General features: G+C 53.0%; 9 protein-coding genes. All 9 read right to left on the bottom strand.

All coding sequences use genetic code 11. The annotated features are described in order from the left end of the window. Window positions 1-86 precede the first annotated feature (86 nt). Entirely contained in the window at window positions 87-599 is a 513-nt protein-coding gene (locus M2298_RS06065) for a GNAT family N-acetyltransferase (protein ID WP_122963523.1), read from the bottom strand. A 337-nt stretch (window positions 600-936) separates the two neighbouring features. Then, on the bottom strand, window positions 937-2,595 hold the full coding sequence (locus M2298_RS06060) for an AMP-binding protein (RefSeq protein WP_173595828.1): 1,659 nt from the start codon (window positions 2,593-2,595) through the stop codon (window positions 937-939). A gap of 118 nt (window positions 2,596-2,713) precedes the next feature. Beyond that, the gene (locus M2298_RS06055) at window positions 2,714-3,193 is read right to left on the bottom strand and encodes a hypothetical protein (RefSeq protein WP_122963528.1); all 480 of its coding nucleotides are present in this window, start codon (window positions 3,191-3,193) and stop codon (window positions 2,714-2,716) included. Window positions 3,194-3,284: 91 nt separating this feature from the next. Further along, window positions 3,285-3,776, bottom strand: coding sequence for a YajQ family cyclic di-GMP-binding protein (locus tag M2298_RS06050; protein ID WP_063227007.1), 492 nt, complete (start codon window positions 3,774-3,776; stop codon window positions 3,285-3,287). A gap of 32 nt (window positions 3,777-3,808) precedes the next feature. Further along, window positions 3,809-4,597 (bottom strand): SDR family oxidoreductase, encoded by a 789-nt coding sequence (locus tag M2298_RS06045; protein WP_280648310.1) that lies wholly within the window; start codon window positions 4,595-4,597, stop codon window positions 3,809-3,811. 197 nt (window positions 4,598-4,794) lie between these two features. Beyond that, complete coding sequence (locus M2298_RS06040) at window positions 4,795-7,890, bottom strand: efflux RND transporter permease subunit (protein ID WP_242771726.1); 3,096 nt, start codon at window positions 7,888-7,890, stop codon at window positions 4,795-4,797. 4 nt (window positions 7,891-7,894) lie between these two features. Continuing rightward, window positions 7,895-9,118, bottom strand: coding sequence for an efflux RND transporter periplasmic adaptor subunit (locus M2298_RS06035; protein ID WP_122963533.1), 1,224 nt, complete (start codon window positions 9,116-9,118; stop codon window positions 7,895-7,897). 253 nt (window positions 9,119-9,371) lie between these two features. Beyond that, the gene (gene pepF, locus M2298_RS06030; protein ID WP_242771728.1) at window positions 9,372-11,183 is read right to left on the bottom strand and encodes an oligoendopeptidase F; all 1,812 of its coding nucleotides are present in this window, start codon (window positions 11,181-11,183) and stop codon (window positions 9,372-9,374) included. A 150-nt stretch (window positions 11,184-11,333) separates the two neighbouring features. Next, window positions 11,334-12,620, bottom strand: a complete 1,287-nt coding sequence (locus M2298_RS06025) for a UDP-glucose dehydrogenase family protein (protein ID WP_122963535.1) — start codon at window positions 12,618-12,620, stop codon at window positions 11,334-11,336. Window positions 12,621-12,632: the final 12 nt, after the last annotated feature.

Genomic DNA, 12,632 nt, shown 5'->3' with positions numbered 1-12,632 from the left:
GTTTTTCCATACAGAAGCGAAGGCATGCTGCCACACATGCCTTCGCTTTTTCGTCTGGTCAAGCGTTCGTTTTCAAGCGGTAGCCACTACTCGTGCAAGAGTACATACATCAGCGTCTCGTCGACGTAGCGCTCCCCTACCTTCAAAGCTTGTTTTTCATAACCGTACGGCACAAAACCCATTTTCTCGTAAAAACGCACAGCCCCAGGGTTGCTCGTCACAACCGCAAGCTGAACCTGGCTAATGTCTCCGCGCGCTTTCAAATACGCCAGCTCTTCGTGCATCAACGCTTGCGCGATACCTGTCCCGCGATGCGCTTCCCGGACGTACATAGACACGACCGCTGCCTTATGCCGCGCCTTGATGCCGCGATGGCGGAAATAGCCGATGATCCCTACCAGCTCCCCTGCGACGAAAGCGCCAAAATAACCGCTGTCGCCTTGTGGTCCCTGAGACAGCCGCTCCTTCCACTCCGCCATAGGCCGTGCCGCATCTTCTTCATACGTAGCACCGAATGCATCCGGGTCGGTTTGCAACCCTTCCAATCTTACTTTTACAAAAGCTTCTGCATCTTCTGGCCCCAATCGGCGGACTTCCATTGTGCGTTTCCCCTCTCTCCTCGCATTTCCACTCATAATAGTAAAGAGTTGCCAGGTTGTAAAGGTTGAAAAATTCCTTTTTAAACCATTTTTGTAACGGAGAAAAGTTTTCCTGGAAGGTGCGTTCGCTTTCCCGCCAAGCTACAGAGACGACAAGCGGTGTTGCGGAACTGGAAGCTGCATTTTCTCCACTGCTGACGGAACGAAGCGGTACCGCTACTGGATCGGCTGTCCGGTCGGCACAAAGCGGCTATGCTTCCAGATCACCAGCCTGACCGGAACAAAAAAACGCCAGGACAGCATCCCCCGGCGCTTCTTTTCACCACTTATTCGTTGCTCAGGCAAGCTCGTTCCGGGCCGAATCGGCAAGATCAAACGATGCCAGCGCCTGTTCACGCAGCTTGAACTTTTGAATTTTGCCTGACGCTGTCATCGGGTATTCGGCGACGAACTGGATGTAGCGCGGCGTTTTGAAACGGGCAATTTTGCCTTCGCAGTACGCCAACACTTCCTCCTCTGTCAGCGTCTCGCCCGGCTTTACCCGAATGCAGGCCAGCACCTGCTCTCCGTATTTGGCGTCTGGAACACCGACGATTTGCACGTCCAGTATTTTCGGATGCGTGTACAGAAACTCCTCGACCTCACGCGGATAAATATTTTCCCCGCCGCGAATGATCATATCCTTCAATCTGCCTGTGATCCGGTAGTAGCCTTCCTCGTCGACCGTCGCCAAATCTCCCGTATGCAGCCAGCCCTCTTCATCGATCGCCTTCGCGGTTTGATCCGGCATATTGTAATACCCTTTCATCACCAAATATCCGCGTGTACACAGCTCGCCCTGGACGCCAGGAGGTAGCGTCTCTCCCGTCGCTGGGTCGATGACCTTCGCTTCCACTCCTTCGTGCAGCCTGCCTACGGTGGATACCTTGCGCTCGATGGAATCTTCCGGCCGGGTCTGGGTGATGACCGGGGAAGCTTCCGTCTGTCCATAGGCGATCGTGATGTCGCGGATGCCCATTTTGTCCACTACGTTTTTCATTACCTCGATCGGGCAAAGAGAACCCGCCATAATGCCTGTGCGCAGCGAGCTGAGATCGCGCTCGGCAAAAGACGGATGGTTCAGCTCGGCGATGAACATGGTCGGCACTCCGTACAGCGCCGTGCATCGTTCGGCTTCGACAATCGAGAGCACCAATCCGGGATCGAAGGCGGTGACCGGGACCATCGTCGCTCCCGTGGCAACGCAGGCGAGCGTGCCCATCACGCAGCCAAAGCAGTGAAAAAACGGCACGGGGATGCACACCCGGTCTTCGATGCCGAGCCCTTGACATTCCGCTACCTTGATGGCGTTGTTGACGATGTTCACATGCGACAGCATGACTCCTTTGGGGAAGCCAGTCGTCCCTGACGTATATTGCATGTTGATAACGTCGTCGGGCGAAAGCGACTCTTGCCGCAAACGCCGTTCTTCCTCGCTGACCAGCTCGGCCCGCGCGAGCAAATCTGCCCATAAAAACATCCCCGGCTGCCGCTCCTCGCCCAAGTAGATGACATTGCGCAAATGGGGAAGCCGCTTCGACTGGAGAGCGCCCGGCTCACACGTCTCCAGCTCGGGACAAATTTCCTTGATCATGTCGAGGTAGTTCGCGTCCCGATACCCGTCGATGAGCAGCAGTGTGGTCGATTCAGACTGCCGCAGCAAATACTCCAGCTCATGGACGCGGTAGCTTGTATTCACCGTCACAAGCACTCCGCCCATCTTGGCCGTTCCAAACTGGGAAATCACCCATTCCGGCACATTTGTCGCCCAGATCGCAATGTTCTCCCCTTTTTGAATGCCGAGCGACATAAATCCCCTTGCCGCCTGGTTACACACTTCCTGAAACTCGGCAAACGAATAACGCAACGATCGTTCATGGTAGACTAGCGCTTCCTTATCCTGATAAAGTCTGGTTGTCTCATCCAGCAAGTTGCCAATCGTAATCATCCGCAGCATGCAAGCACCCCCAAAAACATTCAGACTATTCCATCTTTATCAACTAGGATTCGTTCTTTTCCATCATATTCCTTCCGAACAGAAAAAAGAAAAGCGCCCTCATCGGAACGCTTTTCGCTTATTTCACCACAATTTTTTGCGTCGCTTCTACCTTGTAGGGCAGATGGTTGCTGTAATTCAGCTCCACGCGGATTTCGTGCTCGCCTTTTGGCAGCTTTTTCAGCATGAACTCCGGATGGTAGATCATTCCTTTGGATTCTCCATCGAGGTACAGATGGGCGTGGCCTTTGCCAAACACCGGGGTTTGCCCAAGCTCGCTGCTCTCCTGAACGAACTCGAAGTTTTGCGTCAAAAGCGACACTTCTGCTGTCGTTCCGTCCACGGAAATATCCATGTTCAAAGACGGCTTGGCGGCATCGGTCGGCTGGCTCACCGGAGTGTTGGCCGTGGTAGTCGGCACACTCGTGTCACCTGGTCGATAGGAGTCAGAGACGTGCAACGGGTCTTTGACCAATAGCACGATTCCCGCCACCAAAACAACTACAAAGACGATCCCGCCCAAAATGAGATTGCGCATACTGATAATAAAGACCTTCATGTCTCTACTCTCCCTTTCGCAAGTGCTTGTCACTTATTTGTACATGCATATGCGAGAGCAAAGAGAGTTAGACGCAAAACTTTTCTAGCAATCAGCGGTAGTTGATAAATTGCACGTCGAGCGCCAAATCTGCCTTGCGGATCGCCTGAATGATCTGTTGCAGTTCATCCCGGCTTTTTCCGGTCACGCGGATTTGATCGTCCTGCACTTGCGTTTTCACCTTCAACCCTGCGTCTTTAATGATGCTGTTGATCTTTTTGGCGTTTTCCTTGTCAATTCCTTGCACCAGCTTCACGCGCTGCCGAACCGTCCCGCCCGCTGCCGGCTCCACTTTTTGATAGTCCAGGTTTTTGATCGGGACGTCGCGCTTGACCAGCTTGCCGAGCAAAATGTCTTTGACCTGGCCGAGCTTAAATTCGTCATCCGAGATGAGGACAAGCTCTTCCTTTTCCAATGAGATGCTGCTTTTGCTCCCTTTGAAATCAAAGCGATTCTCGATTTCCTTCAAAGCCGTCTGGATGGCGTTGTTCACTTCCGACAAGTCCACCTTGGATACGATGTCAAACGAGCTTTCTTTGCTCATTTTCTTTCCTCCTTTGAATGGGAAATAGTGCCCTAGATCGCCCGGACCAGGCCGCCGTCAACGAGAAACGATTGTCCGGTGACATAGCTGTTGGCTGGCGACGCCAAAAAAGTCACCGTGCGGGCAAATTCATCCGGGTGACCGTACCTGCCAAGCGGAATTTGCTGCTCCCAGTTTGCGCGGACTTCATCTGCCGTAACGCCGTTTGCATTCGCGCTTAGTCCGTCCAGTTGCTGCACGCGGTCTGTGGCGATTCGTCCCGGGCCGATTGTGTTAATCAAAATGCCTTCCGGCCCCAGCTCGGAAGACAACGTTTTCGCCAAGCCCAAAACGCCCGTGCGGAACGTGTTGGACAAAATCAAGTTTTCCAACGGCTGCTTGAACGAAGAAGAGGCAAAGTTGACGATGCGCCCAAACTGGTTGGCGCGCATATGCGGCAAAACGGCGCGGATCGCCCGGACATAGCTCAGCAAGTTCAGCTCAAAGGCGGAAATCCACTGCTCGTCCGTCAACTGGTCAAACTTGCCCGCGGCAGGCCCGCCTGAATTGTTGATTAAAATATCCACGCTGCCAAACTCGCTGACGGTCGCCTGCACAACCCGCTCGATATCTTCCGGCTTGGTCACATCGACGACCACTGCAAGCGGAGCTTTTCCTGTTGCCTGTTCAATCTCGGCGCGAACAGCTTCCAGAGCGCCTTCGTCTCTGCCGCAAATCGTTACGTTTGCTCCCTCGTGAGCGAGGCAAAGCGCTGTCGCTTTTCCCAGCCCTTTTGTCGACGCAAGCACAAGAGCTGTCTTACCCTTCAGTTGCAGATCCATAGTCAGACTCCTTTCGCGGTGCGTATGTATCTTCCTTAGTTTCTATTCTACAGAACTTTCTGACGAACGAAAAGCAAAGAGAAGGGGCAAAAGCACACCTTCCCTTCTCTTCTTTTCGCTATCGTATTGGAACGCACTTCGTTGATCAGATGTGCCCCGCTTGCTTGCGGCAGGCGAAGCAGTCTGACTGCATCGTGCTACAGCTCGGTTTTGGAAACCTCGTTGTTTTTGTTTTGTTTCGCCAAACGCTTGGCTTCCCGTTTCGCTTGACGCGCTGCCTTGCGAGCCAGGCGTTTTTCTTTTGCCCCTTCGAACAAAGAGTACAGCACAGGCACGAGGATCAAGGTAACCATCGTATGGAAAATCAAGCCGGCAATAACGGCTGTCGCAAGCGGAGCTTCCATGTCGGAGCCTTCCGCCATTGCCAATCCCATCGGCAGCATCCCCAGGATTGCTGTCAGCTTCGTCATGATAACCGGACGCACGCGGTCTTTCGTTCCTTGCACGATCGCTTCTGCCGTAGCCATGCCGCGACCGCGCAGCAGGTTGATCCGGTCGATCAGCAAGATCGCGTTGGAGACCACGATACCGACCAGCATGATAATCCCGATCATCGCCATCTCGCCAAACGTTCGTTGCGTGAGCACGAAGCCAAGTACCACGCCAACCAGTGCCATCGGAATTGTCAGCATGATGATGAACGGCTGCGACAGTCGGCCGAACTGGGCGACCATGATGACATAGATCAGCGCAAGAACGCCGAGGAAAACAAGAATCCCTTGTGTCATGTTGGCGCTTTGTTCTTTCAACTGGCCGGCAATTTCCACTTTGTATCCCTCTGGAATGACCATGCCCGGCAGCTTCTCGTTGATTTCACGTCCAACCGTACCCAAATCGCTTCCCAACAGCTCTGCGGACACACTGATGATCCGTTCGCCTTTTTGATGTGTAAGCGTAATCGGCGATTTGCTGTAGACCCAATCTACGAGGTCAGCAAGCGGCACTTGTGCCCCTTTCTCGGATGTTACCGTAATCCCCTTGAGCTGCTCTGGATGCTTCAGCCAGTTGTCCGGCATTTTGGCGACCACATCCACATCGATGCCATCTTTTGTGATGGACGTAATGTGCTGGTTGCCAATCAGAACGCTCAGTTGCTGGAGCAAGGAGCGATGGTCAACGTTCAGTCTGGCAAGTGCATCTTGCTTCGGAATCAGCGTTACTTTTTCTTTTCCTTCTTTGAAATCGTTGCGAATATTCGTTACGCCATTGATCGTGGACAGCATGCCCTCAAGCTCCGTGGCGATCTTGCGCATTTGCTCCATATCGTCCCCGGTGATGTTGAGCTGAACCGGGGCTGATCCACCTTGTTGTCCGAAAGACATGGAGATGGACTCAATGCCTGGAATCGCATTCAGGCGCTCGTTGATATCAGCCGTCAAAGCTTCCTTGGTACGATTGCGTTGCGACTTCGGCACGAGTGAGATGAAGATGTCCGAATCACTTTTGGACGCTATGAAGAAGACGTCTTTTACTTCGGGAATGCCCCGCAGTGCTTCTTCTCCGACCACCGCAGCTTTTTGCGTGCGTTCCAGCGTTGAACCCGTCGGCATCTTCAGCGTGGCAAAAATAAAGTTTTCGTTCGGATCGAGTCCGTTCCCCATCTTCACAAAAGGGGTAAGGAAAGTTACGGCGACAAGCATGAGCACCGCCACGATAATCGTCTTGACCCGGTGGCGCAAAGCCATATTCAACAGCCCGTTGAACAACCGATTGACAGCGTGTTCTTTTCCTTCGCCCTCCAGCGAGACCTTTTTATCTTTCTGCAAAAAGCGATCGGAAAACACGGGTACGAAAAAGAACGCGGCAATGGTCGAAGCGATGATGGCAGCCGATACGGTAAAGGCAATCGTCGCCATGATCGGTTTGAGCCAATCGGCAAAGTCTGCAAAAACGAGCGGCAAAAATACGACGATGATCGTAAGCTGCGAAGTAAATACAGGCGTCAGTACCTCTTTCGTTCCTTTGATGATCGCCTGTTTCAGCTGCTCGCCTTTTTCACGGAAATGATAGATGCTCTCCAGTACGACGATCGCGGCGTCGACAATCAAGCCGACCGACAAGCTCATCGAGAGCAAGCTGACCATGTCGATGTTGTAGCCAGCCATTTTCATGGCGATAAAGGTCATGAGAGCTGACAATGGCAATGTCGTTGCGATGACGAGCGTCACCCTCCAGTTGCGCAAGAACACAAACAGGATGATGATCGCCAATGCCCCACCAATGGCCACATCGCGGCTGAGGTTCGATACCGCATGCTCGATGAAGGAAGCAGCCTCAAACATGACTTTTATTTGATATTTTCCATCGGCTTCCGTATTGATCTGCTTGATGAGTTGCTCGACATTGCGCTGGGTAGTAATCAGATCGTAACCGTCTGAGCGCGACACGCTAAGGTGTACGAATACCATGCCATCAGTCAGCGCTACCGAGTCTTTCACTTTTCCGCGCATGTCTTCCACAGTCGCCAATTGCTCCAGCGTGACGGTTCCGTTTGGCGTGTTGATCGGCAGCACATTCATTTCCTGTACAGAATGGAAGCTGTTGTCGATCATGATGACCGTGTCAAAGCCTGTGTTTTCGAGCGTGCCGATCGCCTGCTTCCAGTTCGTTTCCTGTAGCTGGGAAACAACCTCGGATGGCGTTGTGCGGTAGGCGTTCAGTCTCTCAGGGCGCAAAGTGATCGCGATTTTGTTCTCAAAGCTGCGATCTGATACAGACACTTCTTTTACGCCTGGCACTTCTTCGATCCGGTCTTTGAGCGTTGTTTTTGCCAGGCTCAGCATCGCTTTCGGATCGGCTCCCACAAGCGCGTAGTCGATCATTTGATCGTCCCCGAAGCTGTTCTGGGTTACGCTGACCGTGTCAATCGCTTTCGGGAAGCCGTTGCGCAGCCGGTTAACGGTATTTTGCACATCTTGCTTAACTTGTTCCCCTTTGCCTTCCAAGGCGATAATCGTAATATTGGCGTAACCTGTACCTGTAGTAGAAGAGTATTCTTTAATGTTTGCAATTGACTTGATATTTTGCTCGATGTTCTTCGTTACCTTCTCTTCCATCTCTTCCGGGGGAAGTGCCCCACCCGATACATTGACGAAGATCGATGGGAAGTTTGTTTTCGGAAGCAGCTCGACATTGAAGCTGAACAGCGAGCCCAAGCCAGCAAGCACAAGCAAAAAGGTAAACAAGTACACAATCAGGCGTCGTTTCAGCAAAAAGAGAATCAACTTTTCCATGCTACTATTCTCCCTTCGCCTCTACTTTTTGCCCCTCGACGTAGAAAGTAATGCCGCTGCGCAAAAGCTGGTCGCCTTCTTTGACGCCCGAGAGAATCTCGATTTGATCGTCGACGATCTGTCCGGTCTTCACTTCCTTCTTCACAGTAAGGCCATCTTCCACCGCCATGACATAGTGCTCTGTAGAGTTAACTCCGACACTTTCCAGCGGCACCAAAAATCCGTTCACTTTGCGCGGAGCCTCAATCGTTGCAGCCATTCCGCCGCGCCAGAATCCATCTGCATTCGGGATCGTTACTTCCACCCGATACTTGCCTGTTTCCTTGCTCACGACCGGGGAGACAAAAGTAATCGTTCCCTGGCTTTGTTTGCCGTCATCGGATACAGCCTGCACCTTCGTTTTTTCCTGGAATTGACTGATGAGATCATTGGTAATATCAAGAGTGACTTTCACTTCGCTCAAGTCCACCAGATGAATGATTTGATCGCCTGGCGAAGCCTGTTCGCCTGTTTGTTTGTATACATCCACGACCGTTCCGGCAAAAGGAGCATGAATTTTCGCATCATCCAGACTCTTTTTCGCCCGCTCAACCTGTCCGGCTGCCGATTTGATCGATGCGTTGGCCATGGCGATGTCCTCTGGCTGCGCACCGCGTTGCAATTCGGTGAGGGACAGTTGTGCGTCTCGCGCAGAAATTTCCGCTTGAGTCAGGGCGCGTTTCAAGTCATTTATTTCGGTCTGTGAAATAGCTCCGCCAGCAAACAGCTTTTCGCCTGCTGTCAGGTCCTGCTTTGCTTTTTCCAGACGGCTTTGGGCACTTTGCACTTGCAGTCGTTGCTGTTCAATCGCCTCGGCAGTTGCTCCCTTCAATGCTTTGTTTTTGCGCGCCGCTGCCTCTTCCACCTGGCTTGCAGCTGCTTCTACTTCCTTTTGGTAGTAACGCGAGTCAAGCGTTGCCAACAACTGGCCTTGCGCGATCTTCATCCCTTTACTTACCGGGATGGATGAAATCGTTCCTCCCGTTCCAAAAGGCAGTACGGCGTCACGCTTTGCCTCTACCATTCCGGTAACACGCAGCACGACTGGCTGTGCAGCTTTTTGAACCGTAACCACTTCAACGACTTTCGCTTTTGCCTCAGCCTGCGTTGGAGGCTCTGGTGCTGGGCCTCCGCAACCAGCCGTAACCAGCAATAGAGAGGCCATGATGATCGATGCCCGTTTTTTCACAATGATTCCTCCAAATTTTCACAATCTGTTCCCCTTGCGTAATTGTGCCAGTTTTTACCTTCGCTGCAAAACAGTCAGCGGTTGGAATTTCGTCTCCGTCCCAAGGCGGAGGAGGACATAATCCCTACCAGTTTCATAAGTATATACGAACAACATAGAAGACCGTTACCGTTTTTTGGGCTTTCAGCAGAAAAAATCTAAAACAGGAAAAAGCAGCCAAGTAGAATTACTTGACTGCTTTTTTAGCATCGCTTTACTTCTCGTTTAAGAGCTGCTCCATTTCGTCCAGCAACTCTTTGAAAACACTCAACGCTTCTGCAACCGGGGCGGGAGAGGTCATGTCGACGCCCGCCTTTTTCAGCAGGTTGAGCGGATAGTCGGAGCTGCCGCCCTTGAGGAACTCCAAGTAGCGGTCAACAGCTGGCTGTCCTTCCTCCAAAATCTGCTTGGACAAGGAAGTCGCCGCCGAGAAGCCCGTGGCGTACTTGTAGACATAAAAATTGCGATAGAAGTGAGGAATGCGCGCCCACTCCAAATCTACTTCTTTATCTACAACCATATCTGGTCCATGGTAAGCGACGTTCAGCTCACGGTAGATCGCACTGAGCGAGTCGGCTGTCAGCGGTTCGCCCTGCTCTTCTTTGGCATGGACGATTTTCTCGAACTCGGCGAACATCGTCTGACGGAAAACCGTGCCGCGGAATTGCTCCAGATAGTAGTTGATCAAGTACAGACGCTGCTTCTTGTCTGTCGTGGTCTTGAGCAGGTGGTGCATCAGCAGGGCTTCGTTGAGCGTGGAAGCTACTTCCGCCACGAAAATCTTGTAATCGGCATACGTATATGGCTGGGCCTGATTGGAGTGGTAGCTGTGCAGGGCATGCCCCATTTCGTGGGCCAGCGTAAACATGTTGTTCACGTTGTCCTGGTAGTTCATGAGCACGTACGGATGGGTCGTGAATGCTCCCCATGAGTACGCCCCGCTCGTCTTGCCTTCGTTTTCATGCACGTCGATCCAGCCGTTGGAGAAGCCTTCCGCCAGCACGCGACCGTACTCCTCGCCGAGTGGATGGAGCGCCTCCTTGATCGTTGCGACCGCCTGATCGTACGGGATTTTCATGTCTACCTCGGGCACGATCGGCACGTACAAATCGTACATGTGCAGCTCGTCGACCCCGAGCAGTTTTTTGCGCAGCGCGATGTATTTGTGCATCAGCGGCAAGTGCTCGTGAATCGTCGAAATCAGGTTGTCGTACACAGACAAGTCCACGTTGTCCGCGAACAGGGCCGCATACAAGGCGGACGGATATTTGCGCGTCCGGGCGTAAAACACATCGCCCTTGATCGCCGAGGTCAGCGATGCGGCAATCGTATTGCGAAACTTGCCGTACGTAGTGTACAGCGCTTCAAAAGCTTCCTTGCGCACGCGTCTGTCCTTGCTCTCCATGAACTGCGTGTAGCGACCTTTTGTCAGCTCGACTTCTTCGCCGTTTTCGTCCGTAATCATCGGGAACTTCATGTCGGCGTTGTTCAGCATGCCAAAAATTTTCGAAGGAGCCGAAGCCAGTTCGCTCATGTTCGCCAGGAGCGCCTCTTCCTCCGAGGAAAGCGTATGCGGCTTGAAGCGCGTAATCTCGTCCAGCAAAATCCGGTAGTGCGCCAGACCTTCTGTTTCGTTGATCCACGCTTCCAGCTTATCCGTCGGGATGGTCAAAATCTCCGGCTGTATGTAAGCGAGCGCACCGTATACTTGCGTGCTCAGGCTGGTAGCACGATCAGTCAGTCCCTGGTACGTGCTGTTTGCGTTATCCTCGTCACGGCGCATGCGAGCGTAGACGTACACCGTATCGAGCGTCTTCGTCAGCTCGTCCTGAAGCGTCAATGCTGCGAGCAGCTGCTCCCCGGACTGGGCCAGCGTCCCTTTCAAGGCAGCCACTTGCTCGGTGAGTTGTTTCGCCTTTTGCACATCTTTTTCCCAATCCGCGTCGGTTGGGTAAATATCCTCCAACCGCCATTTGTATTCAGCGGGGACGTCACTGCGTTTTGGCAGTGTTTTGCTTTTGTTCACCGTGATCACTCCCTCGTAATTTGCGCTAGATGGTCAAATCATCCATATGTGACTATCCTACCGTATTATGCCAACTTGTTCAAATCATTAGCCTGCACTTGCGCCAAGTTGCCAGCCAAAAGAAAAAAGCTGAGCTTTCCCAAGGAAAAGTCAGCTTTTTCCTACCCCGATATACGTAAAGCCTGCTTGCTTGACGGTCTGGGCAGGCCAGGCGTTGCGTCCGTCGAGCAGCACGGGCTGAGCCATGCTCTGGCGGATTCGCTCCCAATCTAGCTGCACGCACTCTTTCCACTCGGTGACCAAAAGCGCAGCATCGGCGCCCGCTAACGCTTCTTCGGCTGTCTTCGTATAGGTCACATTCGGAAAAGATTGCTTCACAGCGTCTTCGGCAACCGGATCATAGGCAAAGACGGCAGCTCCCTGCTCTGTCAGCTCATGCAAAATGGAAAGAGACGGAGCCTCCCGGATGTCGTCCGTATCCGGTTTGAACGCCAGCCCCAGTACGGCAATCCGTTTGCCGCGACAATCCGGCACGAGCTTTTGCAACTGCTGCAAAAACCACACGGGCTGTGTGGCGTTGACCTCCCGTACTTTTTCCAGAATCGAAAGCGAGATGCCGTTCTGGGCTGCCAGTTGCAGCAAAGCGATCGTGTCTTTCGGAAAACAGGAGCCGCCGTAGCCGACACCCGCCCGCAAAAATTCCGGGCCAATCCTGCTGTCGAGCCCCATCCCGTGCGCGATCGTGGCGATATCTGTACCCAGTGCCGTGCTCAGTCTCGCCAGCTCATTCATGAACGAGATGCGTGTCGCCAAAAAGGCGTTGGAAGCGTACTTGATCAGCTCCGCATTCGCCCTGGTCGTCACCACGCGCGGGGCATTCACGCCTTTGTACAGTTGTTCCATCACTTCCCCCGTCGACGGATCGCTCACGCCGATGACAATTCGCGAAGGCTCGATGGCATCCAGCAAGGCGCTCCCTTCCCGCAAAAACTCCGGGTTGGACGCGACAGACAGTTCCTGGCAGCCGTCAAGCAGGTCGGCCACTTTGTCTCCGGTCCCTACTGGCACCGTACTTTTGATCACCACAACCCGTTTTTGCAAAGCTGAGTTGTGCACTTCTTTGATCGCTGCTACCGCGCTGTACAAGTAAGTCAAATCAGCGGTTCCGTCATCCGCTTCGGGAGTCCCTACGCAGACGAAAAAAACATCCGCGTCTTTCGCTTCCGACAGCTGCGTGGAAAAAGCCAGGGTACCTGCTGCAAGCACTTGTCGCAGCGCTTCCTCCAATCCCGGCTCATAGATCGGAGAGATGCCTTGCCGCAATTTGACAATCTTCGCTTCGACAAGATCAATCCCGATCACATGATGGCCGTTCATGGCAAGGGAAACGGCAGTCGTCAAACCTACATAGCCGGTACCGATCACGGCAACTTTCATTGCTTCACCTCA

The organism is Brevibacillus sp. 1238 (assembly GCF_029892995.1).
Lineage (GTDB): Bacteria > Bacillota > Bacilli > Brevibacillales > Brevibacillaceae > Brevibacillus > Brevibacillus parabrevis.
Note: the sequence above shows the minus strand (reverse complement) of the source record. Positions and strands in the feature narration are given on the sequence as shown.

Coding starts and splice junctions, on each gene's coding strand:
- M2298_RS06045 (WP_280648310.1), bottom strand. CDS start 4,597: ATGGATCTGCAACTGAAGGGTAAGACAGCTCTTGTGCTTGCGTCGACA.
- M2298_RS06025 (WP_122963535.1), bottom strand. CDS start 12,620: ATGAAAGTTGCCGTGATCGGTACCGGCTATGTAGGTTTGACGACTGCC.
- M2298_RS06050 (WP_063227007.1), bottom strand. CDS start 3,776: ATGAGCAAAGAAAGCTCGTTTGACATCGTATCCAAGGTGGACTTGTCG.
- M2298_RS06060 (WP_173595828.1), bottom strand. CDS start 2,595: ATGCTGCGGATGATTACGATTGGCAACTTGCTGGATGAGACAACCAGA.
- M2298_RS06040 (WP_242771726.1), bottom strand. CDS start 7,890: ATGGAAAAGTTGATTCTCTTTTTGCTGAAACGACGCCTGATTGTGTAC.
- M2298_RS06055 (WP_122963528.1), bottom strand. CDS start 3,193: ATGAAGGTCTTTATTATCAGTATGCGCAATCTCATTTTGGGCGGGATC.
- M2298_RS06065 (WP_122963523.1), bottom strand. CDS start 599: ATGGAAGTCCGCCGATTGGGGCCAGAAGATGCAGAAGCTTTTGTAAAA.